Raw genomic sequence first — 23,425 nt, forward strand, 5'->3', positions numbered from 1 at the left:
GGGAAGAAGCCGGCGGCACGCCGCCGGGCCACTGCGGCTCAGGCGCCGCGTTGCAGGATGCTGTGCACCGATTCGACGTAACGCTGCAGCTGCTCCAGCGTGACGAACTCATCGGCGGTGTGGGCCTGGGCGATGTCACCCGGGCCGTACACCATCGTGGTGTAACCGCCGGCCGAGAACAGCGAGGCCTCGGTCCAGAAATCAACGGCGTTGCCGATCGGCAGGCCCAGCTCGTCGGCGATGTCGCGCGCGGCCAGGCGGCGTTCCTCGGCCCGGGCGATGTCACCGGAGGGCAGGCTCGGGCCACGGAAGGTTTCCTCGAAATGCGCGGCCTGCGGCTCGGCGAAGCCGGCGAAGGTGGCCAGCAGCGCATCGATGTCCATCGACGGCAGTGGGCGGAAGCCGAAACGCAGCTCGGCTTCCGGCGCGATCATGTTGGCCTTGATGCCGCCTTCGACGCGGCCGATGTTGAAACGCAGGCCGGTCAGGCCGCCGAAGCGCGCATGTGCCAGCGACTCGACGTGGTCCAGCGCCTTGCCGCCCCAACGCATGGCCTGGTGCAGTGCACTGGCCGACGGGTCCTGCTTGCCGGAGGCATGCCCGGCGCGGCCGGCGAACTTCATCAACACCGAGCTGATGCCGCGGTGCGCCAGCACCGCCTCGCTCATGGTCGGCTCGGCCACGAGCACCGCTTCATAAGGGATGCCGCGTGCCAGGAAGGCGGCGATGCAACGCGGGTCGTTGGCTTCCTCGTCGCTGGAGAACAGGAACGCGGCGTCGCCCTGGCTGGCATTGGCGGCGGCCACCAGTGCGGCGGCGGCCCCCTTGATGTCGCACACGCCCAGGCCGACCACGCGGTCGTCGAGGCGGCGCATCACGTGCGGGTTGGCGCTCCAGTGCGGGGAATCCGGCACCGTGTCCAGATGCACGTTGAACAGGAAACGGGGAGTGCCACGCACCGCGTACAGGCTGACCGCACCGGCACCGTGGTCGATCACCTCGACGTTGAAGCCCGGCAGGTGGTCGCGCAGGTAATCGAAGATGCCACCGGTGGTGATCGCACGCGGCGGGTTGCGGGTGTCGTAGGACACCAGCGCTTCGAGGTGCTGCAGGGTGGATTCGAGCAAGGTCGTCATGGTGGGCAGCGGCAGGTCATCAGGTCAGTGATCGAAGGCATCCCTTCCACCGCATGCGGGGGAAGGTGCCCGGAGGGCGGATGGGGGTGCTTTGTGCTTCTGAATCTCCTCAAGCCAAAGCCCCTCCACCCCAACCCCTCTCCCGCAGGCGGGAGAGGGGCTTCATGCGCTCAGCGGTTGACCTGCGCGTACAGCGTCGAGCTCATGCCGAACAGCTTGATGAAGCCTTCGGCTTCCTCCACGCCCCAGTCCGCCGACTGCGCGTAGGTGGCGCCCTTGGCATTGAGGATGTGCGGCGAACGCACGGCCACCGCATCGACGCGGCCACCGCGGGTTTCCAGCACCACTTCGCCGGTCACCTTGGACTGCGATGCCTTCAGGAAGGCTTCGATGTCGGTCTTGAGCGGGTCGTGATAGAAGCCTTCGTACACCAGCTCCACCCACTTGCGCGCAACCTCCGGCTTGAAGCGGTTCTGCTGCTTGGTCAGCACGGTGTCTTCCAGCGCGCGGTGCGCAGCCAGTAGCGAGACCAGGCCCGGAGCTTCAAACACGATGCGGCCCTTCAGGCCGATTACGGTGTCACCGGTGTAGACGCCGCGGCCAACGCCGTACTGCGCGAACAGCTTGTTGAGCTTGGCCAGGATCTGCTCACCCGGCAGCGCCTTGCCGTCCAGCTCAACAGCCACGCCTTCGACGAACTTCAAGGTCACGGTCAGCGGTTCGATCGGCCATGCGCTGCGCGGTGCGCACCAGCCGCGTGCGCCCTCGCCCGGAGCTTCCCACTTGTCGATCTCGCCGCCGGACATGGTCAGGCCCAGCAGGTTCTCGTTGATGGTGTAGGCCTGCTGCTTGGCACGCACGCCGAAGCCGCGCTCTTCCAGGTACTTCTGCTCGTAGGCACGGGTCTGGGTGTGCTCCTTCTGGATTTCACGGATCGGCGCGACGATCACGTAATCGCCCTGTGCCTTCACCGCCAGGTCGAAACGCACCTGGTCGTTGCCCATGCCGGTGCAGCCGTGGGCGATGATGTTGGTGCCCAGTTCGGCGGCGCGCTTGAGCGCGGCATCGACGATCAGGTAACGGTCGGACACCAGCAACGGGTACTGCCCCTGGTAACCCTCGCCCGCCCACACGAACGGCTTGACGAAGCCTTCCCAGATTGCCGGGCCACCGTCGACGGTGACGTGGCTGGTGACGCCCAGTTCGGCGGCACGCTTCTCGATGAAGTCACGCTCCTCGGCATCCACGCCGCCGGTGTCGGCGAACACGGTGTGCACGTTGTAACCGCGCTCCTGCAGGTAGGGCACGCAGAAGCTGGTGTCGAGGCCGCCGGAGAAGGCGAGGACGATGTCTTTGCTCATGGGGAAGAAGTCTCTGCTGTTGATCTTTAAGCCCCTCTCCCTCCGGGGGAGGGGTTGGGGAGGGGGCGAACGAATGAAGGTGCATCTGGGGCAAGGCGTTACCCTCACCCCAACCCCTCTCCCTCGGGAGAGGGGCTCAAGCGTTACTTGCCGGCCAACGCCGCCATGATCGCCTTCTGCACATGCAGGCGATTCTCGGCTTCATTGATGGCGATACATTGCGGCGAATCCATGACAGCGTCGGTCGCCTTCACGTTGCGGCGCAGCGGCAGGCAATGGCTGAACACACCGTTGTTGGTCAGCGCCATCTTGGCTTCGTCGACGATGAAGTGCTTGTACTGGTCGCGGATCGGCTTCTCCGGCTCCCAGTTGCCGAAGAACGGCAGCGCGCCCCAGCTCTTGGCGTAGACCACGTCGGCACCGGCGTAGGCGCTGCGGATGTCATGGCTGACCTGCAGCGAACCGCCGCTCTCGGCCACGTTCTGCTCGGCCCAGCCCATGTAGCGCTCGTCCAGCACGTAATCCGGGGTCGGGCACAGCAGGGTCACGTCCATGCCCATGCGGGTGGCGATGGTCAGCGCCGAGTTGGCGACCGCCGTGTTCAGCGGCTTGGGGTGGTAGGTCCAGGTCAGCACGTACTTCTTGCCGCGCAGGTCGGTGGTGCCGAAATGCTCCTGCAGCGCCAGGATGTGGGCCAGCTCCTGGCACGGGTGGGTGATGGTCTCCATGTTGATGACCGGCACCGGCGAGTACTTGGCGAAGCTCTTGAGCACGATGTCCTGGCGGTCGTAGGCCCAGTCCACGAACTTCGGGAACGCGCGCACGCCGATCAGGTCGACGTAGCGGCCCAGCACCTTGGCCACCTCGGCGATGTGCTCCTCGGTGTCACCGTCCATCACCGTGCCCAGGTTGAACTCGATCGGCCACGCGTCCTTGCCCGGCTGCAACACCACGGCATGCCCGCCCAGCTGGAAGGCACCCAGCTCGAAGCTGGTGCGGGTACGCATGGAGGGGTTGAAGAACACCAGGGCGATCGACTTGCCCTTCAGCTCGTCACCCAGCTTGTTCTGCTTGAACCGCGTCGCCTGGGCGAGCAGTGCATCAAGGTCGGCCCGGCTCCAGTCCTGGGTGTTCAAGAAGTGCTTCAGAGACATCAATCCATCCTTTGCTGCGGGAAGTTGCCGTTGCCGGCGGTTGGATGCGCCGGGGCGCGACTCATTGCGTTTGAAACTTTTGGTGGCGCGAAAACGAAAAAACCCAGCCTGGGCTGGGTTTTCCGAACAGACAGCACGAAGCTCCGGCTTACCCAGCGAATATGTGGGATTCCGGTCGGCGGGCACGCGAGGTCATGCCGGAGGCCATCCGGGCGGTGCTGGTTTCGTGCTGGAAGCTGTTCGCCTTCATAGCGCCGAATACTCGCATGCGGCCCTGCGGCACGCAAGTGCCGCGGCGCAGCATCAGGGGATGCTCGGGGTGGTTTCGAACGACTGGCCGATATCCGGGGTGATCGACACCCGCAGTTTCAGGCGGTTGCCCGGATCTTCCGGCAGGCGCGAGCGGAACTTGATGCCCTTGTAGACGTAGTCCACGTCGTAGGCGATGGGACGGCGGAACTCGCGGCCGACCTCGACGATCCTGCATTCGGGCGTCAGCAGCGCGCTGGCGCCGGGGTGATGGACCTGGCCGCTGTCCTCGACCGCCTCCTCGCCTTCCCCGCGCGTGAAGATGCCGCGCACCGAATCCCAGAAACGGCGGAAACCGCCCTTCTCCTCCTCGCCCTTGACCTGGACCGGGGCCAGCGTGCGGGTGGATACCGGCTCGCAGTGCTCTTCGGTACGGGTGGCGCGCAGGGTCTGGAAGACCGGCTCGACATTGAGCACCTGCGCATAGTCGTAGCGCACGTTCTCCATGATCACCACGCGATTGCGCTGGTCACCGTCCTGCGCCTGGGCCGCAACGGGACCGGCGGCGAACAGGCTGGCAAACAACAGAAACGGAGCGGATTTCATCAATGAATTCGATCAAGGCCCGGGATGGGGGGCAACAATAGTGTAGGCAGGCGAACTGCCCCGGGCCTGAACATTACCCATCCGCAGGCGTTCTGCCCAGCCCGGCTGTGCCCCGCCCGGCCCGGACCGCTAGAATTGGGCGATTCGTTCCTCCCCCGGAAGACCATGACCCTGCGCCTGCACAACAACCTGACGCGGCAGCTGGAGCCGTTCGCTCCGCTCGATCCCTCCGCCCCGACCATGTATGTGTGCGGCCCCACCGTCTACAACTACGTCCACATCGGGAATGCCCGTGGCCCGGTCGTCTTCGGGGTACTGGCCGACCTGCTGCGCCGCCGCCATGGTGCACTGCGCTACGCCCGCAACATCACCGACGTGGATGACAAGATCAACGCCGCGGCCAAGGAACAGGGCGTACCGATCTCGGCCATCACCGACCGTTTCGCCGCGGCTTACCGCGAGGACATGGCTGCGCTGGGCGTGGTCCCGCCGGACATCGAGCCGGAGGCCACCGCACATATCCCGCACATCATCGCGATGATCCAGGACCTGATCGACAGCGGCCACGCCTACGCGGCCGAGGGCCATGTGCTGTTTTCGGTGGGCAGCTTCAAGGACTACGGCAAGCTCTCGCGGCGTGACCCGGAGGAAATGCTGGCCGGCGCCCGCGTCGAGGTGGCCCCGTACAAGCGTGATGCCGGTGATTTCGTGCTGTGGAAGCCCTCCAGCGACGACCTGCCGGGCTGGGACTCGCCCTGGGGCCGTGGTCGCCCGGGCTGGCACATCGAGTGCTCGGCCATGGCCGCGGCCCACCTGGGCCCGACCATCGACATCCATGCCGGTGGCGTGGACCTGCAGTTCCCGCACCACGAGAACGAGATCGCGCAGAGCGAATGCGCCCATGGCGGGCAGACCTTCGCCCGCTTCTGGCTGCACAACGGCATGCTCAACTTCGGCGGCGCCAAGATGAGCAAGTCGCTGGGCAACATCGAGCGCGTGCACGACCTGGTCCGCCAGCACCCGCCGGAGGCCCTGCGCTATGCGCTGCTGTCGGCGCACTACCGGCAGCCGCTGGACTGGTCGGACAACCTGATCGAGCAGTCGGTCCGCACCCTGGACCGGCTGTACGGCACCCTGCGTGACCTGGCCGATGTCGAGGCGACCGCGCAGATCCCGCCCGCGGTCGAGGCGGCGCTGGACGATGACCTCAACACGCCGCTGGCACTGGCCGAAGTGGCGCGACTGGCGGCCGAGGCCCGCAAGGCCGAAAGCGCCCTGGACAAGGCCCGCCTGAAGCGCGAGCTGCTCGGTGCCGGCCTGGCGCTGGGCCTGCTGCAGCAGGCGCCGGCGGCGTGGTTCAGCCGCGGCGCCGAAGCCGGCGACGATGCCCGCATCCAGGCCTTGATCGACGAGCGCATCGCCGCCAAGAAGACCCGTGACTTTGCCCGTGCCGATGCCATCCGCGACCAGCTGGCGGCGGAGAACATCGTGCTGGAAGACACCCCGCAGGGCGTGCGGTGGAAGCGCGGCTGAGGCCTCTGTTTTCCCTCACCCCAACCCCTCTCCCGCGTGCGGGAGAGGGGTTCAGCCCAGCGCACGCTGAGGCGAAACTGAGCGACTGCAACGCTTGAAGCCCCTCTCCCGCACGCGGGAGAGGGGTTGGGGTGAGGGCAGAACCGCCCGCCCCACCGGCCCGCCCGTCAACTGGAGCGGGCAAGAACAGGAACCCCCATGACCGACACGATTTTCCCGCTCGAACCCACCCCCGCCGACGCCCAGGCCGCCATTGCCGACGAGTTCTCCTTCTTCGGCGACTGGTCCGAGCGCTACCAATACCTGATCGACCTCGGCCGCAAGTTGCCGACCTTCCCGGAAGAATGGAAGACCGAGGAGCACCGCCTGCTCGGCTGCCAGTCGATGGTCTGGATCGTGCCGGAAGGCAACGCCGACAAGCTGGTCTTCCATGCCATCAGTGATTCGGCCATCGTCTCGGGCCTGATCTACCTGGCCCTGCGCGTCTACTCCGGTCGCTCGGCCGCCGACATCCTGGCCACCGAGCCGGACTACGTGGCCGCCATCGGCCTGGCCAAGCACCTCTCGCCGACCCGCAGCAACGGCCTGGCCGCGATGCTGGCCTTCATCCGCGAAACCGCCCAAGCGCAGTCGCGGTGAGCGCCCCCGTCGGCGACACCAGCGCCCTGGCCCTGCTGCGCCAGCCGGGCTTCGCGTCACTGCTGCTGTACCGCATCGCCGCGATGCTGTCCTACCAGATCGTCGCGGTCACGGTCGGCTGGCACATCTACGAGATCACCCGCAATCCATTCTCGCTGGGCCTGATCGGCCTGGCCGAGGTGTTGCCGTTCTTCTGCGTGGCGCCGTTCGCCGGCTACCTGGTCGACCACCTGCCCCGCCGCAGGCTAGGCATGGCGGCCAGCCTCGGCCTGATCGCCACCGCAGTGGTGCTGGCAGCGGTGGCGATGGGCTGGCTGCCGTTCAAGGGCGTCTGGCCGATCTACCTGGCCATCGCGCTGACCGGCATGGTCCGCGCCTTCCTGTCACCGATCTACAACGCGCTGTTCGCGCGGGTGTTGGCACGCGAGCAGTTCGCGCGCGGGGCCGGCTTCGGCAGCGTGGTGTTCCAGACCGGCATGGTGGTCGGCCCGGCACTGGGCGGCGTGCTGGTCGGCTGGGGCGGCAAGGGCCTGTCCTATGGCGTGGCCGCGGTGATGGCGACGCTGGCCCTGTTCGCGTTGGCCTCGCTCAAGGTCAGCGAACCGCCTCCGCCGCAGACGCGCGCACCGATCTTCGCCAGCATCGCCGAAGGCGCGCGCTTCGTGCTGGGCAACCAGATCATGCTCGGCGCGATGGCGCTGGACATGTTCTCGGTACTGCTCGGCGGCGTGGTGGCGATGCTGCCGGCCTTCATCCAGGAGATCCTGCACTACGGCCCCGAGGGCCTGGGCATCCTGCGCGCGGCACCGGCGCTGGGCTCGATCTGCGTGGGCCTGTGGCTGGCCCGCCGGCCGTTGCAACGCAATGCCGGGCGCGTGCTGCTGTTCGCGGTGGCCGGTTTCGGCCTGTGCGTGATCGCCTTCGGGCTGTCCCAGCACTTCTGGCTGTCGGCGGCGATTCTGTTGTTCTATGGCGCCTGCGACGGCGTATCGGTGGTGGTCCGTTCGACCATCCTGCAGTTGGCCACCCCCGATGAAATGCGCGGCCGGGTGTCCTCGATCAATGGCATCTTCATCAGCTCATCCAATGAACTGGGCGCGTTCTACGCCGGCACCATGGCCCGTTGGCTGGGGCTGGTCCCGGCGGTGGTCATCGGCGGCTGCGCGGTGCTTGGCGTGGCCGGGGTCACCGCCTGGAAGGCGCCGCAGCTGCGCCGGTTGAACCTGCGCGACCTGCAGTAAAGGCCGGCCCTCATCCGCCCTGCGGGCACCTTCTCCCGCAGGCGGGAGAAGGGAGGGTGTTCGAGATTGCATGAAACGCCTGGGTCCATCCGACTGCGGGCTGTCGCCGGCGCTCCCTTCTCCCGTGGACGGGAGAAGGTGCCCGCAGGGCGGATGAGGGCGCCGCTTGCCCGCTACGACTTCATTCCCCACTCCGCATACAGCCCCTGCTCGTCCGCCGGCTTCCATTGGCGCAGGCCGGAGGCCGGTGCCGCCGGTCCTTCGGCCAGGCGTGCGTACACCGCGCCGGTCGACAGGCCGAACGGCTCTGCGTCCTCATTCGAATAGGCGAACCAGGCCTGCTGGATCCCGCACAGGTACATCGCAGCCAGGCACATCGGGCACGGATGGCCGCTGGCATACACGCTGCAGCCATCCAACCGCGGGCTCCCGAGCACAGCACTGGCCAGGCGGATGGCGCGCATCTCCGCGTGATCGGTCGGGTCGTGGCTGGCATGGATACCATTGGCCGCTTCGGCCAGCACCTTGCCGTCCTTCACCAGGACCGCACCGAATGGACGCCCACCGGCGGCGATGTTCGTGCGCGCCAGTTCCACCGCGCGGCGCATGAAAACGTCCTGCTCAGACATCTGCTCCCACCTCCAGAAAGACAGAACCCCGCCAAGGCGGGGTTCTGCAGGGTGCATCACGCCGGGACGATCAGTCGCCCTGCTGCTTCTGCAGGTGCTCCCAACGCTCCTGCGCATCAATCGTGCGCTCGGCGGTGAGACGGGCTTCCAGGCGGTCCAGGCCGATCTCTTCGCCGGTGTCCACGCAGTAGCCGTAATCTCCGGCTTCCAGGCGCTTGAGCGTGCTGTCGATCTTGCCGATCAGCTTGCGGTAGCGGTCGCGGGTACGCAGTTCCAGCGAGTTCTCGGTCTCACGGGTGGCGCGCTCGGCTTCATCGCCGATGTCACGCACTTCGTCGCGCAGGTTCTCGATGGTCTGCTTCGACTCCTCGACCAGGTCGGCGCGCCACTGCAGCAAGCGCTGACGGAAGTACTCCTGCTGCAGCGTGCTCATGTACTCCTCGTCGGCGCTGGGCTTGTAGCCGGCCGGCAGGATCGGACGACCGGACGCTTCGTCGGTCTTGTATTCGACAACCTTGTACTTGCTGCGCGGTGCCGGGGCCGCCGAACGGGCGGTTACGGCAACCGCCACCTTGCCGACCGGACGGACGGCTGCAGGCGCTGCGGACTTGACGACGGTGGTTTTGACGGGGGATTTCGAAACAGGCACGGGATTCTTGATTTGCGGGGCCTTGGGCGCGGGCGTCGGCTTGGCGGCCGGCTTGGGGGCCGGTGCTGCAACCTTCTTGGCGACTTCGGCCGGGACAGGCTTGGCCGTCACCGGCTTGGCGGCCGGCTTCGGTACGGACTTGACCACGGGCGGGGTGGCCGGCGTCTTTGCGGGCTTGGCAGCGGGCTTGTCCGCCACCTTCTTTTTTGCCGCGGGCTTGGCCACCGGCTTGGCGGGCACCTTCTTCGCAGGTGCTGCCGGCTTGGCAGCCGTTTTCTTGGCAACGGCGGGCTTGGGCGCCGCCTTCTTGGCCGGAGCCACCGGTTTGGCCACCGCCTTCTTGGCAACAGCCGCCTTCTTGGCGGGCGCTGCAGCCTTCTTGGCGGCCGGCTTGGCAGCCTTGGCGACCGGCTTCTTTTCAACCGGCTTGGACGCCGCCTTCTTGACTACAGGTTTGGCGGTTTTCTTGGCGACCTTGACGGCCTTCTTTGCAGGTTTTTTAGCAGCCACGAAACGCTCTTCCTTGTTTCCCCCGGGGCCCGGGAAAGCGGGCCTTTATAGCCTACCCGACCAGCAGCAGCAACCGCGCCGGGCCCCGTTGCCTGAACGGATGCCCGACCCGTGCAATACAGGTCCGGTGGCGTCACCGGACCGTTTCGCGCAGTTCGGAACGTAACCAGGAGCCATCCGCCCCTGGCTGGCTCGGCAAAACCCGCAGGCATTGCCGCAGCCGTCCGCGCATCGTGCGACAAATCCAATGGCAATGCCAACTGGCATATCATTCGGGGGTGATCGGCCGCCTACTCATCGCCGTACTGCGCTTGTACAAGCGCTTCATCAGCCCCCTGCTCGGGCCGCGCTGCCGTTTTGTCCCCAGTTGCTCTGAATACGGGATGGAAGCCATCCGCGTACACGGGCCATTGCGTGGCTGCTGGCTGACGCTGCTGCGGCTGGGCCGCTGCCAGCCCTTCCATCCCGGCGGTTTCGACCCGGTACCGGGGCGGCCCGATTCCCCCTCTTGCCGCTGTACAGGAAAACACTGACATGTCCTCCACGCTCATCACCAACGCCCGCATGGTCAACGAAGGCCGCACCTTCGATGGCGACCTGCGCATCGAGAACGGCCGCATCGCGCAGATCGGTACCGGACTGTCCCCGCGCGATGGCGAACAGGTGGTGGACGCCGCCGGACGCTGGCTGCTGCCGGGCATGATCGACGACCAGGTGCATTTCCGCGAACCGGGCCTGACCCACAAGGGTGACATCGCCACCGAATCGGCCGCGGCCGTGGCCGGCGGGCTGACCAGCTTCATGGACATGCCCAACACCAACCCGCCGACGCTGGATTCGACCATCCTCGAAGCCAAGTACGAACTGGCCAAGGGCCGCGCCTGGGCCAACTACGGCTTCTACCACGGCGCCAGCAACGACAACCTCGAGGCCATCCGCGTACTCGACCCGAAGAAGGCGCCGGGCGTGAAAGTGTTCATGGGCGCCTCCACCGGCAACATGCTGGTCGACAACCCGGAAACCCTGGACGCGATCTTCCGCGAGTGCCCGACCCCGATCATCACGCATTGCGAAGACACGCCGATGATCGACGCCAACCTGAAGGCGTTCCAGGACAAGTACGGCGACGCACTGACCCCGGAGATGCACCCGGATATCCGTTCGCGCGAGGCCTGCATCAAGTCGACCCGGCTGGCGATGTCGCTGGCACGCAAGCACGGCACCCGCCTGCACGTGCTGCACATCTCCACCGCCGATGAGCTGGCGTTGTTCGAGAAGGGCCCGTTGATCCGCGCCGATGGCAGCCGCAAGCAGATCACCGCCGAAACCTGCGTTCACTTCCTGCACTTCGCCCGCCCGGATTACGCCACCAAGGGCAACCTGATCAAGTGCAACCCGGCGATCAAGGACGTGGCCGACCGCGAGGCGATCACCGCCGCGCTGGCCGACGACGTGCTCGACGTGCTCGCCACCGACCACGCCCCGCACACCTGGGAAGAAAAACAGAAGCCCTACGCGCAAGCGCCGTCCGGCCTGCCGCTGGTGCAGTACGCGCTGGTCGCGGCGCTGGAGCGCGTGCACGAAGGCAAGCTGACCCGCGATCAGGTGGTGCAGAAGTTCGCCCATGCGCCGGCGCAGCTGTTCGACGTGGAGCAGCGCGGTTTCCTGCGCGAGGGCTACTTCGCCGACCTGGTGCTGGTGGAGGACGTGCCGTTCACCGTCAAGCGCGAGGACGTGCTGTCCAAGTGCGGCTGGTCGCCGTTTGAAGGCACCACCTTCCGCTCGCGCATCGCCTCCACCTGGGTCAATGGCCAACTGGTGTGGGACGGCAGCAAGCTGGTCGGCGCGCCGGCCGGCCAGCGCATGACCTACGACCGCTGATGCGTTCGTCCTTCCTGTTCGGGGCGCTGCTGCTGGCCGCGCCCCTGTTCCCCGCCCCGTCCGTGCAGGCACAGGACGGCATCGGCGAGCTGGTCGACAACCGCGTGGTGTTCCCGGCCAGTGCTTCGCAGGGCGCGATGGTGATTGGCAAGGTGCCTGCGGGCAGCAGCGTGCGCTATGCCGGCCGTGACCTACGGGTCAGCAGCTACGGCAGCGTGGTGTTCGGCATCGGTCGCGACGAAAAGGGACCGCTGCAGGTGCAGGTGCGGCGCCCGGATGGCAGCAGCGAAACCGCCAGCATCGTGGTGACCCCACGCGACTGGCCGACCGAACGGGTCAACGGCGTGCCGCCGAAAACAGTGAACCCGCCGCCGGCCATCGCCGAGCGCATTGCCCGCGAGCAGGCACTGGTGACCGAATCACGCCGGCGCGACGACAACCGCACCGACTTCACCCAGACCTTCGCGTGGCCGGTGCAGGGCCGCATCAGTGGCCGCTTCGGCAACGCCCGGGTCTACAACGGGCAACCGGGCAGCGGCCATTCCGGCATGGACATCGCGGTGCCGACCGGCACGCCGGTGAAGGCCCCGGCGGCCGGCATCGTCACCTTCGCCAACCCGGACCTGTACCTGACCGGTGGCACGCTGGTGCTCGACCATGGCTTCGGCATCAGCTCCAACTTCCTGCACCTCTCGCGCATCGACGTGAAGGTCGGCGACCGCATCGAGCAGGGCCAGACCATCGCCGCGGTCGGCGCCACCGGGCGCGCGACCGGGCCGCACCTGCATTGGGGCATGAACTGGTTCGACACGCGGATCGACCCGCTGCTGGTGCTGGAGCGCGCAAGGTAGGCGCCCCTTCAGGCGCGAAGCCGGCAACGTCGGCAACCGGGCTTTGCGACTGGCGGAACATCTTCCAGCTTCGCGGCCAAGGCCGCTCCTACGGTTTGCAGGAGCGCCTTCAGGTGCGAAGCGGACGGTCTTACCCGCGTGCGGCCCACCAGCTGCGCCACAGCAACGCCGCCGGGCTGGGCTGGTACTGCCCGCCCTTCAGCACGGCCTGCAGGCGGGCGCGGGCCAGCGACGCGTACAGACGACGCGGGCGCGGGCCGGCCACCCGCGACGGCCATGCGGCCAGCAACTGCCGCTGCCACTGCGCCTCGTCGCCGGCGGCGAGCGGCACCACCGCTGCACCCAGCTCCTGCACCCGGTGCGCCAGGGTCTGGGTCAGCACGGCCTCTCCGGCCACCTTCGCCGGTGCCTGCTTGAACATCGCCGCCTCCACCGCGGCTACCGCAGCGGCATAGCCCGCCAATCCGGCGCGCGCCTGGGCCCCATCGGCAACGCGCTCGCGCGCGTCGACCAGGCCTGGCAGGGCATCGGCCAGCTGCGCCCATGGCGCACGCACCGGCTCCAGTACGCGACCCAACGGATGCCGCGAGCGCTGGCTGTCCCAACTGCGCAGCTCCTCACCCCACCATGCCAGCTTGGCGTCCGATGGCGTGGGGTCACCACTGACGTTGAGCATGTCATCGAACTCCTGCAGCAGCGCGAACCACGCCACCGCGCGTTCGCGCATGCCCTCCTCGACGAAGCGCTCGACGAAGACCCATTCCGGCCACCGCTCACGCCACTTGTCCAGGAAGCTGTCCAGCGCACTGCTCACGTCATTACCTCGATGTTCGTTGGTTCAGGCCGAAGCCCGTCGGGTCAGCGGCCATGCGTCCGCCTGCCAGAGCTGCTGCGGCAGCTCGCAATACTGGTCGGCCTGCCAGGTGGCCGGATCGTCATGGTCCAGCCGGTAGCCCCACAACGCGGCCACCGACGGCATGCCCGCCGCGCGCGCGGCGACGATGTCGCGTTCGTCGTCGCCGACGTACACGCAGGCCGCCGCTGCCACCTGGATCTGCTGGGCAGCCACCTGCAGCGGCAACGGGTGCGGCTTGCGTTCGGCCAGCGTGTCGCCGCCGATGAGCACCGCGCAGCGCTGCTCCCAACCCAGTTGCGGCAGGATCTGCCGGGCCAGGTACTCCGGCTTGTTGGTGACGATGCCCCACACGCAACCGGCTTGCTCCAGCGTGTGCAGCAGCGATTCGACGCCGTCGAACACCTGCGCGTGCCGGCCGATCAGTGATTCGTACAGGTCAAGGAATTCCGGCACCAGCGCATGCCGCTCGCTCTCGGCCATGTGCGGGAAAGCCACCGCCAGCATCGCCCGCGACCCCTTGGAAACCACCGGCCGCAGCTGTTCCAGCGCGACACCGTCCATGTTGCGCGCCTGGCGCATGGCATTGACGGTGGCGACGAAGTCCGGGGCGCTGTCCAGCAAGGTGCCGTCCAGGTCGAACAGCACCGCCGCCGGGAACCGGAGCGCGGTCATGCCTGGTCCGGCTTGACCGCATAGGCCAGGTAGTTGATGTCGGTGCGGCTGCTCAGGCGCGCGCGGTTGCGCCACGGCTCGTAGGCCATGCCGCTGACGTCCTGCAGCTGCAGGTCGGCCTGGCGCAACCAGGCGCCCAGCTCGGCCGGCTTGATGAATTCCTGGTAGTGGTGCGTGCCCTTGGGCAGCAGACGCGCGATGTACTCCGCGCCCACCACCGCCACCGCGAACGCGGCCGGGGTGCGATTGATCGTGGACAGGAACAGCTTGCCGCCCGGACGCAGCAGGCGCTGGCAGGCGGCGATGATCGCCCCCGGGTCCGGCACGTGCTCCAGCATCTCCATGCAGGTCACCACGTCGAAGCCGCCCGGCTGCTCGGCGGCCAGGTCCTCGGCGGCCTGCACGCGGTAGTCCACCTGCACGCCCGACTCCAGGCCATGCAGGCGCGCCACCTTGACCAGCTCCGGCGCCAGGTCGATCGCGGTCACCTGTGCCCCTTCCTTGGCCAGGGCCTCGCTGAGCAGGCCGCCACCGCAGCCGATGTCCAGCACCTTGGCGCCGTGCAGCGTCGCGCGGTCGGCCACGTACTGCAGGCGCACCGGGTTCAGGGCGTGCAACGGCTTCTGCGGGCCGTCGGCGTCCCACCAGCGGTTGGCCAGCGCGGCGAACTTGTCCAGTTCGGCCTGATCGAAATTGGTGGATGCGGTAGATGCACTCATTGCGGTGTCCTCATGGGGCCGCCTGCGCGGCCCGGTGGCGCCATCAGGCGCGGATGTTACGGATGCGGTCGCGCCACTGGCGGGCGTTGGCGGTGATCGCCTGCACGTCCATGCCGACCAGTTCGCGCTGGACCAGCCTGGGCTTGCCGGCGATCCACACGTCGCTGACCTGATGGCGGCCAACGGCATAGACCAGCTGCGACAGCACGTGGTGCAGCGGCTGGGTTTCCAACGCCGACAGGTCCACGCAGACCAGGTCGGCCTGCTTGCCGACTTCGATCGAGCCGATCTGCTCGCCGAAGCCCAGCGCGCGTGCGCCGCCCAGGGTGGCCGCACGCAGCGTGGTCGCCGCGTCCAGCGCGGTGGCGTCGTTGGCCACGGCCTTGGCCAGGATGGCCGCGGTGCGGTTCTCGCTGAACATGTCCAGGTCGTTGTTGCTGGCGCAGCCGTCGGTACCGATGGCCAGGTTGACCCCGGCCCGCACCAGCGCGCAGGCTGGGCAGAAACCGGAGGCCAGCTTCAGGTTCGATTCCGGGCAATGCACCACGCTCACGCCGCGCTCGGCACACAGGTGGATCTCGGCGTCGGTGAGCTGGGTCATGTGCACCGCGATCAGGCGCTCGTTGACCAGCCCCAGCCGGTCCAGGCGCGCCAGCGGGCGCTGGCCGTGCAGCTGGATCGAATCGGTGATCTCCTGCGCGGTCTCGTGTGTGTGCAGGTGCACGCGCACGTCCAGCTGGTCGGACAGCATCCGCACCCGCTCGAAGTTGGCGTCACTGACCGTGTACGGCGCGTGCGGCGCGAAGGCGGTGCCGATCAGCGGGTCGTCGCGCCACTGGTCGTGCAGCTCGGTGGCACGGGCGAAGTACTCGTCGTCGGTCCTGGCCCAGGCACTGGGGAAGTCGATGATCACCGAGCCCACCAGCGCGCGGAAGCCATGCTTCTTGTAGACCGCGGCCTGCACGTCGGCGAAGAAGTAGTTCTCGTTGGCGCAGGTGGTGCCGCCACGCAGCATCTCGGCGATCGCCAGGGTGGTGCCGTCGGCGACGAATTCCGGGCCGATCACCGCCGCTTCCACCGGCCAGATGTGCTCGCGCAGCCAGGTCATCAGTGGCAGGTCGTCGGCCACGCCTCGCAGCAGCGTCATCGGGTTGTGGGTGTGCGCGTTGACCAGGCCCGGGATCAGCGCCGCGTCCGGACGCGAAACCACCTGCTTCGCGGCAAAACGGGCCCGTGCCTGCGCACGCGGCAGGATCGCCACGATCCGGCCGTCGCTCACCGCGACCGCGTGGTCTTCCAGCACCACCGCGTGCGGCTCGACCGGGACCACATGGCCGGCTTCGATCAGGAGGTCACATTGCTGGGGTTGGGCGTCACTCACGGGGGTCACCATCTGTTGCCATGACAAACCGGCGCAGCGGCCGGATGCGAACAGGCGCCGCATCCCCGCCACCGGCAGCGCGAGGCTGTGCGGCAACGGGTGGCGGCGCCTGCATCGTGTTGCTTACTTGACGCGGGCCGAATATTCGCCGGAGCGGGTATCGACGCGGATCACTTCATCCTGGCTGACGAACAGCGGCACGCGGACCACGGCGCCGGTTTCCAGGGTGGCCGGCTTGCCGCCGCCGCCGGAGGTGTCACCGCGCACGCCCGGGTCGGTCTCGGTGATCCTCAGCTCGACGAAGTTCGGCGGCTGCACGGCGATCGGCTCACCGTTCCACAGGGTGACCACGCAGGACTCCTCGCCCTTGAGCCACTTCTCGGCGCCGCCCATGCCGGCCTTGGTCGCCTGCACCTGCTCGAAGGTTTCCGGGTCCATGAAGTGCCAGAACTCGCCGTCGCTGTACATGTAGTTCATGTCGGTGTCCACGACGTCGGCCGCATCCAGCGAGTCGGTCGACTTCATGGTGATTTCCTGCGTGCGGCCGTCCTTGATCAGGCGGTACTTCACGCGGGTGAATGCCTGGCCCTTGCCCGGCTTGACGTACTCGGTGTCGATGATGACCGCCGGTTGGTTGTTGACCAGGATCTTCATCCCGTTCTTGACGTCATTCATGCCGTAAGCGGCCATGCAAAAACTCCTGAGGTAGCAAAACCGGCGCGTTCATTGGCCGGCCGGATTAGAATGGAAGGCCCGCCAGCAGGCGGGGTATCTGTTTTTCTGACCGCCAATGATAACCGCAGCCCCCGCCCGCACTCCAGAAAAAGCCGTCCTGCCCCTGCCCGCCGACCGGTGGCAGGCCCACTGGCGGCAGGCCATCCGCGACCCGGCGGAGCTGCTGGCCCTGCTCGGCCTGGGGGCCGAGGACCTGGGCGTTTCAGCGCAGGCGCTGGCGCAGTTCCCGTTGCGGGTGCCGCGCGGTTTCGTGGCCCGGATGCGCCCGGCCGACCCGGCCGACCCACTGCTGCGGCAGGTGCTGCCCATCGATGCCGAAATGCAGGTGGTGCCCGGGTTCAGTTTCGACGCGGTGGGCGACGGCGATGCCCGCAAGGCCACCGGGGTGATCCAGAAGTACCGTGGCCGTGCCCTGCTGGTGGCCACCGGCAGTTGCGCGATCCACTGCCGTTACTGCTTCCGCCGCCATTTCGACTACGCCGGCGAGAACGCGGCGAAGGGCGGCTGGCAGGAGGCCATCGACGCCATCGCCGCCGATGCCGGCATCGACGAGGTCATCCTCAGCGGCGGCGACCCGCTGTCACTGGCCACCTCCAAGCTGGCCGAGCTGACCGACGCATTGGCCGCGATCCCGCACCTCAAGCGCCTGCGCATCCACAGCCGCCTGCCGGTGGTGTTGCCCGAGCGCGTGGACGACAGCCTGGTGCAATGGCTGGCGGCCCTGCCCTGGCCGGTGGCCTTCGTCATCCATGCCAACCATGCCAACGAATTCGATGCCAGCGTGGACACCGCGCTGGCGCGCCTGCGCGGCACCGGCGCCCAGTTGCTGAACCAGGCCGTGCTGCTACGCGGGATCAACGACGACCTGGACAGCCTGGCGGCGCTGAGCGAGCGCAGTTTCGCCGCCGGCGTGCTGCCCTATTACCTGCACCAGCTCGACCGCGTGCAGGGCGTGGCCCACTTCGAGGTCAGCGACGAACAGGCCCTGGCCCTGCATGCCGGGCTGATGGCGCGGCTGTCCGGGTACCTGGTACCCAAGCTGGTGCGCGAGATCGCCGGCGACACCAGCAAGCGACCGCTCTGAGCCAGCCGCCTCCGGTCAGTCGGCGGCCAGCGCCTGCGGCCCCGGGCGCAGCATCCGCACCAGCTCGCCGGCTTCCACCGGCCGGCCCAACCAGTACCCCTGGACCAGGTCGCAGCCACGCTGGCTGAGCAGTTCGAACTGCGCCTCCTGCTCCACGCCCTCGGCCACCACGGTGATGCCCAGTGCATGCGCCATGGCGATGATCGCCGTGGTCAGCGCCAGGTCGTCCGGATCGCGTTCCATCTCGGCGACGAAGCTGCGGTCGATCTTGACCCCGTCCACCGGCACCTGGCGCAGGTGGCTCAGGCCCGAGAAGCCGGTGCCGAAGTCGTCCAGCCAGACCTTGACCCCGGCCCGGTGCAGCTTCTCCAGCAGCGACACGGCCAGCATCTCGTCGCCGATCACCGCGGTTTCGGTCAGTTCCAGGTGCAGGCGCGAGGCAGACAGACCCGAGGCATGCAGGCTGTTCTCCACCTCCGACACCAGGTCGCCGTTGCGCAGCTGCCGCGGCGAGACGTTGACCGAGATGAACAGCTCCTCGCCCAGGTGGTTGCGCGGCCACTGCGTGGCCTGCTCGCAGGCCAGGCGCAGCACCTTGGGGCCGAGCGCCTGGATCAGGCCGCTCTGTTCGGCCACATCGATGAACACCGACGGCGCGATCGCGCCCAGCGTCGGGTGGTCCCAACGCAGCAGCACCTCCACGCCCGCCAGTACCCGGTCGCGGGTACGGAAGATCGGCTGGTACACCAGCCGCAGCTCATCGCGGCCCCAGGCGCCGCGCAGTTCCTGCTCCAGGTGCAGGCGTCGCTCGACCGCATGGTCCATCGCCCGGTTGTAGTAGCGGAAGCAGTTCTTGCCGGCCAGCTTGGCCTGGTACATGGCGATGTCGCCGTTCTTCAACAGCGCCGTGGCATCCACCGCATCCTCGGGGAACAGGGTGATGCCGATCGAGCTGCCCAGGAAGATCTCGCGGCGCTGCACCTGCAGCGGACGCCCCAGCTCCAGCACCAGCCGCTCGGCCAGCCGGGTGGCGGTCTCGGCCACGATGCGCTCGCCGCTGTCGATCAGGATGACGAACTCATCGCCACCGAACCGGGCCAAAAGCGCGTCCTCGCCGCCCTCCTGGTCCACCGCCGCGGCGATGCGCTGGGCGAACTGCAGCAGGGCGTCGTCGCCGGCCTCGTGGCCGAGCGTGTCGTTGACCCGCTTGAACTCGTCGATGTCGATGAACAGCAACGCCAGCCCATGGTTGGCCGACTTGGCCTTGGCCAGCCGGTGGTCCAGCGCCTCGCGGAACGCCAGGCGGTTGGTCAGCCCGGTCAACGCGTCGGTATAGGCCATCTGCCGGACTTCGCGATCATGCCGGGCGATGCTCTGGCTCATCCGGTCGAAGGTGCGCAGCAGCTCACCCACCTCGTCACGGCGCGCGGTGGCCTGCACGTTGATCCGGTAGTCACCGCGCTCGATCCGCTGCGCGGCATCGCCCAGCCAGCGGATCGGCTGCACCAGCGTGCGCTGCACGTAGATCATCATCACCACGGCGAAACCGACCAGCAGCGCCATCAGCGCATAGATCCAGCCCATCTGCCGGCTACGCGCGTCCTCCATGCGCGCGGCCAGCGCCTGCATCGCCACCGCCTCCTGCACGCGCACCGGCGCCAGTTCCATGCCGACCCGCACCCCACCCAGCCGCTGGTCGCCGATATGGATCGGCAAATCCACCTCCAGGATCGACGGCGAGCTCTGCACCAGCATCCGATCGGCCCGCACCGCCGCCTCCGCCAACGGGTCGGACATGGCCTGGCCGTAGCCGGCCACGTCGAACGAACCGTCGTGGATCAGCCGCCCCTCGTGGTCGTGCACCAGCACATAGCTGACCGACTTCTGGCCGGCGGTGTTGCGCACCAGCGTGCCGATCGCCGACAGGTCGGAGTAGTACAACGGGTTGACCAGGGCCTCGGCCAGCGCATTGGCCAGCGCGGTGCCGCGCTCGCGCACGCTCTGGTCGAACACCTGGCTGACCACCTCGCCACTGCTGCGCAGCACTTCCTTCTGTACCGCCGCCTGCCGGGTCAGCATCAGCACCACCAGCAGCAGCACGACCAGCAATGCACCGCCGGCAGCCAGCATGAAGCGTGCGCGCAGGCCAAAACGGGGAGTGTTCATTCGACTTCCATCCTGACCCGTGCCAGGCCGTTGCGCAGCCGGTCGAGGGCGCGCTGACTGTCCGCGTCCACCGGATGGAACCCGGTGGTGCCGAAAAACTTGACCAGCGCCGGACCGGCCAACGGGTCGCCACTGGCCTCGAGCAGGACCGCCCGCAGGCGTTCGCGGACCGCCGGTTCCAGGTCGCCCCGCACCATCTCCACCGCGCGCGGGATCGGCTCGCTGCGGTAGATCACCCGCAGGTCCTGGCGGAAGGCCACCGGCATGGCATGGTCGTCGGCCCAGTCAATGCTGCTGAACGCACCGGCATCGACCACCCGCTTGTGTACATAGGTGGAGATGTTCAGCTCCGACCGGGCGAACACGTAGCCCACCGCGTCGGCGGCGGGCGCGTCCTGCGGAGTGAGCAGGATTTCCGGCGGCACGCCGTGCTGCAGCAGCTCCATCGCCGGCACCAGGTAGGCGCTGGTTGAAAGCGTGCTCTGCAGTGCCAGGGTCCGGCCCTTGAGGTCGTCCAGCGTCTGGATGGGGCTGTCGCGGCGCACGAAGAAGACACAGTGGTAGGCGCTCACGCCGTTGCGCTCGGTCAACAGCAGTGGCTGCGCCTGGGCGCGCTGCTGCAGCGCCATGGCCGTCCCCGAGGTCTCGGTGACCCAGTCCACCCGTCCGCGACGCAGGTAGCTGCTCATCTGCTGCGCGTCCCGGGCCATCAGGATGCGTCCTTCGACGATCCCGACCTCGCGCATCCGTGGCACGACGTAGTCCAGCAACGGCTTGAGCTGGTCGTAGTGGGCCTTCGGATCATCGCTGATCCGCCCCAGTACCAGCACCGAACGCTCCACCGCGCTTCCTTCCAGCGGCTGCAGGACAGCAGCCACCAGCACGGCTCCCCAAAGCCATCGAAACACACGCAAAACGGCAACTCCCCTGTTGATCCGTCAAGCGTACCGGAAATATTGCAACGTGATGTACTTCTCAGTTACGCCCTTCGGACGCCAAGCGCGCCATCCGCTGCGCGTCGGCCAGGATCCCCCGCAGCAGGCGTACCTCCTGCTCGGACAGGTCAGCCTTCATGAACAGGCGGCGCAGCTTGCGCAGGGCCGATTCCGGCGCACGGCCCTTGTGGAAATCGATCGCATCCAGGGTTTCGCCGAACTGCCCGAACAACCCTTCGAGCTGGGCATGGCTGGCCGGCGCCTCGCCGTAGCCGGGCTCCCGTTCCGGCTGCGCCTGGCCTTCCAGCACGGCCATGCGCACCTCGTAGGCCAGCACCTGCACCGCGGCGGCCAGGTTCAGCGAGCTGAACTCCGGGTTGGAGGGGATGTGCACGGCCAGGTGGCACAGCTGCAGTTCCTCGTTGGTCAGGCCGGTCCGCTCACGGCCGAACACAAAAGCCACCTCCCCGCCCTCCTCGCTGGCCTTGGCCACGGCGCGCTGCCCGGCCACTTCCGGCAGCAGCTCCTCCAACTGGACCCGGCGCGAGCGCGCCGTGCAGCCCAGCACCAACCGGCAGTCGGCCACTGCCTCGGCCAGGGTCGCGAACACCGGGGCGTCACCGAGCAGGTCCTCGGCACCGGCCGAGCGGCGCAACGCCACCTCGTCCAATGGCTTTTCCGGGGCCACCAGCACCAGCCGGGCCAGCCCCATCGTCTTCATCGCGCGGGCGGCAGCACCGATGTTCCCAGGGTGCTGGGTACCAACAAGGACGAAACGGATACGGGTGGAAGCAGGCATGGTTTATAAAAAATCAGGAACGGGACAGCTGCGAATGGTAAACTGCGCGGCCGGCCAGTGCGCCGGACCTGCTCTTTTCCCCCGCCAATCCGATCTCTGCCTTCACGGGAGCCTTACGCCATGCAGAAACCCGCCGTCACCGTCATGGTCAAGGCCGCCCGCCTCGCCGGCAACGTCCTGCTCCGCAACATCAACAAGCTCGAAGCGCTCAACGTGGTGCAGAAGGGTCGGATGGATTACGCCAGCGAAGTCGATGGCGATGCGGAAAAGGTGATCATCAAGGAACTCAAGCGCGCCTACCCCAGCTACGGCATCCTCGGTGAAGAGGGCGGCGTGCAGGGCAGCGGCCGCCAGATGTGGGTGATCGACCCGCTCGACGGCACCAGCAACTACCTGCACGGCTTCCCGCATTACTGCGTGTCCATCGCGCTGGTGGAGAACGGCGAGCCGACCGACGCGGTCATCTTCGACCCGCTGCGCAACGAGCTGTTCACCGCCTCCAAGGGGGCCGGCGCCGTGCTCAACGACCGCCGCATCCGCGTCAGCGACCGCAAGGACCTGGCCGGCGCGATGGTCCACACCGGCTTTGCCCCGCGCGAACGCGCCCGTGCCAGCGCCCAGCTCAAGACCGTCGACGCCCTGCTGGTGCAGGCCGAAGACGTGCGTCGCGTGGGTTCGGCGGCACTGGACCTGGCCTACGTGGCCTGCGGCCGCGCTGATGCCTACTTCGAGGCCGGCGTGAAAGCCTGGGACATCGCCGCCGGCGTGCTGCTGGTCCGCGAAGCCGGCGGCAAGGTCTGCAACTACCGCGGCGCCACCCTGGCCCGCATGGACGACAAGGGCCCGGAAACCCAGCAGGTGGTCGCCGGCAACATCAAGGTCTGCGAAGCCCTGCAGCAGGTGATCGTCAACACCGGCTATGCCGCCGAGTTCGATCCGAAGTTCTGATCGTTCTGGAGCTGCACACCGCAAACGGCACCCACAAGGGTGCCGTTTCTGTTTGCACGGCCGGTAGGGCGCGCCAGGGCACTGCCGGGAACGTCGCGCCGCGCAGGGCCCCGCGCTCCCCCTTCCTGCCACGCAGCGTCGGGGTACCGGAACACGCGAGGTTCTGGCTACGATACCGACGTGCCGCCGTGAAACAGGCACCGTTCAAGATCAGGGAGGAGCCATGAAACGATCGTTCATCTGCATCATTGCCAGCCTGGCGGCGCTGAACAGCGCATGTGGGCAGGAACCGGTGGACCCGCCGGCGCCCTTTCCCCCGCAGGCCATCCCCATGTGCAAGGAACAGATCGATTCGGCCCGGCGGACCGGCCTGCTCGATCTCCGGCACACCACCGCCCGTGGTGGCACCGTGCTGACCGTGGATACCTGGAACCAGCTCCCGCCCGAGTTCCAGCAACTGCTTGCACACTGCACCGCCTATATCCTGACCGGCAGCACCGACGCGCCCTCCGGCAAGCTCCTGTTCGTCGATGAGGACACTGACGAGGTGCTCGCGGTGCTGGATGCGAACGGCCTGCGCAATGTGAGGCGCTCGCCCGCCGGGCCATGACCGGTGGCAATGCCGGGCCCGGCATCGGCGCAACAAGACAGAACGCCCGGCGTTGGCCGGGCGTTCTGCTTCACGACGGTT

General features: G+C 67.8%; 23 protein-coding genes. 9 read left to right on the plus strand and 14 right to left on the minus strand.

Translation table 11 applies throughout. The features are described from left to right. Positions 1–38: 38 nt before the first annotated feature. The 4 genes from IB227_RS01750 to IB227_RS01765 all read right to left on the minus strand — a co-directional run bounded on the left by IB227_RS01750 (position 39) and on the right by IB227_RS01765 (position 4,506). Positions 39–1,136: an acetylornithine deacetylase gene (locus tag IB227_RS01750; RefSeq protein ID WP_192286070.1), complete on the minus strand. Its 1,098-nt coding sequence runs from the start codon at positions 1,134–1,136 to the stop codon at positions 39–41. Positions 1,137–1,306: 170 nt separating this feature from the next. Then, entirely contained in the window at positions 1,307–2,497 is a 1,191-nt protein-coding gene (locus IB227_RS01755) for an argininosuccinate synthase (RefSeq protein ID WP_192286071.1), read from the minus strand. Positions 2,498–2,640: 143 nt separating this feature from the next. After that, positions 2,641–3,651, minus strand: coding sequence for an N-acetylornithine carbamoyltransferase (locus IB227_RS01760; RefSeq protein ID WP_192286072.1), 1,011 nt, complete (start codon positions 3,649–3,651; stop codon positions 2,641–2,643). A gap of 303 nt (positions 3,652–3,954) precedes the next feature. Continuing rightward, positions 3,955–4,506 (minus strand): hypothetical protein, encoded by a 552-nt coding sequence (locus IB227_RS01765; RefSeq protein WP_192286073.1) that lies wholly within the window; start codon positions 4,504–4,506, stop codon positions 3,955–3,957. A gap of 165 nt (positions 4,507–4,671) precedes the next feature. Between IB227_RS01765 and cysS the strand changes: the two genes are divergently transcribed. From cysS to IB227_RS01780, 3 genes are all read left to right on the plus strand, one after another. Beyond that, the gene (gene cysS / locus IB227_RS01770; RefSeq protein ID WP_192286074.1) at positions 4,672–6,039 is read left to right on the plus strand and encodes a cysteine--tRNA ligase; all 1,368 of its coding nucleotides are present in this window, start codon (positions 4,672–4,674) and stop codon (positions 6,037–6,039) included. 198 nt (positions 6,040–6,237) lie between these two features. Further along, positions 6,238–6,678: a SufE family protein gene (locus tag IB227_RS01775; protein WP_192286075.1), complete on the plus strand. Its 441-nt coding sequence runs from the start codon at positions 6,238–6,240 to the stop codon at positions 6,676–6,678. After that, on the plus strand, positions 6,675–7,919 hold the full coding sequence (locus IB227_RS01780; protein WP_192286076.1) for an MFS transporter: 1,245 nt from the start codon (positions 6,675–6,677) through the stop codon (positions 7,917–7,919). Before IB227_RS01775 ends, IB227_RS01780 begins: the two co-directional genes overlap by 4 nt. A 173-nt stretch (positions 7,920–8,092) precedes the next feature. Here the strand turns inward: IB227_RS01780 and IB227_RS01785 are convergent, their stop codons facing one another. Beyond that, positions 8,093–8,548, minus strand: a complete 456-nt coding sequence (locus IB227_RS01785) for a nucleoside deaminase (protein WP_192286077.1) — start codon at positions 8,546–8,548, stop codon at positions 8,093–8,095. A gap of 70 nt (positions 8,549–8,618) precedes the next feature. Beyond that, entirely contained in the window at positions 8,619–9,707 is a 1,089-nt protein-coding gene (gene dksA, locus IB227_RS01790; protein WP_192286078.1) for an RNA polymerase-binding protein DksA, read from the minus strand. 260 nt (positions 9,708–9,967) lie between these two features. Between dksA and yidD the strand changes: the two genes are divergently transcribed. From yidD to IB227_RS01805, 3 genes are read left to right on the plus strand one after another with little or no spacing between them, the layout of a single operon-like run. After that, a complete protein-coding gene (yidD, locus tag IB227_RS01795; RefSeq protein WP_132866063.1) occupies positions 9,968–10,240 on the plus strand; it encodes a membrane protein insertion efficiency factor YidD in 273 nt (90 codons plus the stop codon). Position 10,241: 1 nt separating this feature from the next. Beyond that, entirely contained in the window at positions 10,242–11,588 is a 1,347-nt protein-coding gene (locus IB227_RS01800) for a dihydroorotase (RefSeq protein WP_192286079.1), read from the plus strand. Next, on the plus strand, positions 11,588–12,439 hold the full coding sequence (locus IB227_RS01805) for a M23 family metallopeptidase (RefSeq protein ID WP_192286080.1): 852 nt from the start codon (positions 11,588–11,590) through the stop codon (positions 12,437–12,439). Before IB227_RS01800 ends, IB227_RS01805 begins: the two co-directional genes overlap by 1 nt. Positions 12,440–12,569: 130 nt before the next feature. Here the strand turns inward: IB227_RS01805 and IB227_RS01810 are convergent, their stop codons facing one another. From IB227_RS01810 to efp, 5 genes are all read right to left on the minus strand, one after another. Next, positions 12,570–13,253, minus strand: a complete 684-nt coding sequence (locus IB227_RS01810) for a squalene/phytoene synthase family protein (protein WP_192286081.1) — start codon at positions 13,251–13,253, stop codon at positions 12,570–12,572. A 24-nt stretch (positions 13,254–13,277) separates the two neighbouring features. Continuing rightward, complete coding sequence (locus IB227_RS01815; protein ID WP_192286082.1) at positions 13,278–13,967, minus strand: phosphoglycolate phosphatase; 690 nt, start codon at positions 13,965–13,967, stop codon at positions 13,278–13,280. Beyond that, positions 13,964–14,686 (minus strand): bifunctional 2-polyprenyl-6-hydroxyphenol methylase/3-demethylubiquinol 3-O-methyltransferase UbiG, encoded by a 723-nt coding sequence (gene ubiG, locus IB227_RS01820; protein WP_192286083.1) that lies wholly within the window; start codon positions 14,684–14,686, stop codon positions 13,964–13,966. The genes IB227_RS01815 and ubiG overlap by 4 nt, the downstream gene beginning before the upstream one ends. A 43-nt stretch (positions 14,687–14,729) precedes the next feature. After that, positions 14,730–16,079: a TRZ/ATZ family hydrolase gene (locus IB227_RS01825; protein WP_192286084.1), complete on the minus strand. Its 1,350-nt coding sequence runs from the start codon at positions 16,077–16,079 to the stop codon at positions 14,730–14,732. A 111-nt stretch (positions 16,080–16,190) separates the two neighbouring features. Beyond that, positions 16,191–16,757 carry an elongation factor P gene (efp, locus tag IB227_RS01830; RefSeq protein WP_192286085.1) on the minus strand — a complete coding sequence of 189 codons (567 nt, stop codon included), beginning with the start codon at positions 16,755–16,757 and terminating at the stop codon, positions 16,191–16,193. Positions 16,758–16,857: 100 nt separating this feature from the next. On the opposite strand from efp, the gene epmB reads away from it, so the two are divergent. Next, entirely contained in the window at positions 16,858–17,886 is a 1,029-nt protein-coding gene (gene epmB / locus IB227_RS01835; protein ID WP_192286086.1) for an EF-P beta-lysylation protein EpmB, read from the plus strand. A 15-nt stretch (positions 17,887–17,901) separates the two neighbouring features. Here epmB and IB227_RS01840 read toward each other — a convergent pair whose 3' ends face one another. The 3 genes from IB227_RS01840 to IB227_RS01850 form a co-directional block, all read right to left on the minus strand. Beyond that, complete coding sequence (locus IB227_RS01840; RefSeq protein ID WP_192286087.1) at positions 17,902–20,052, minus strand: EAL domain-containing protein; 2,151 nt, start codon at positions 20,050–20,052, stop codon at positions 17,902–17,904. Beyond that, positions 20,049–20,936 (minus strand): phosphate/phosphite/phosphonate ABC transporter substrate-binding protein, encoded by an 888-nt coding sequence (locus IB227_RS01845; protein ID WP_313254777.1) that lies wholly within the window; start codon positions 20,934–20,936, stop codon positions 20,049–20,051. The genes IB227_RS01840 and IB227_RS01845 overlap by 4 nt, the downstream gene beginning before the upstream one ends. Before the next feature lie 91 nt (positions 20,937–21,027). After that, positions 21,028–21,786, minus strand: coding sequence for an RNA methyltransferase (locus IB227_RS01850; RefSeq protein WP_132862982.1), 759 nt, complete (start codon positions 21,784–21,786; stop codon positions 21,028–21,030). A 120-nt stretch (positions 21,787–21,906) separates the two neighbouring features. On the opposite strand from IB227_RS01850, the gene IB227_RS01855 reads away from it, so the two are divergent. Then, positions 21,907–22,734 carry an inositol monophosphatase family protein gene (locus tag IB227_RS01855; RefSeq protein ID WP_132862981.1) on the plus strand — a complete coding sequence of 276 codons (828 nt, stop codon included), beginning with the start codon at positions 21,907–21,909 and terminating at the stop codon, positions 22,732–22,734. 223 nt (positions 22,735–22,957) lie between these two features. Then, complete coding sequence (locus IB227_RS01860) at positions 22,958–23,344, plus strand: hypothetical protein (protein ID WP_192286089.1); 387 nt, start codon at positions 22,958–22,960, stop codon at positions 23,342–23,344. The last annotated feature ends 81 nt before the right edge of the window (positions 23,345–23,425 follow it).

It is taken from the genome of Stenotrophomonas sp. STM01 (genome assembly GCF_014852135.1).
Taxonomy (GTDB): Bacteria; Pseudomonadota; Gammaproteobacteria; order Xanthomonadales; family Xanthomonadaceae; genus Stenotrophomonas; species Stenotrophomonas capsici.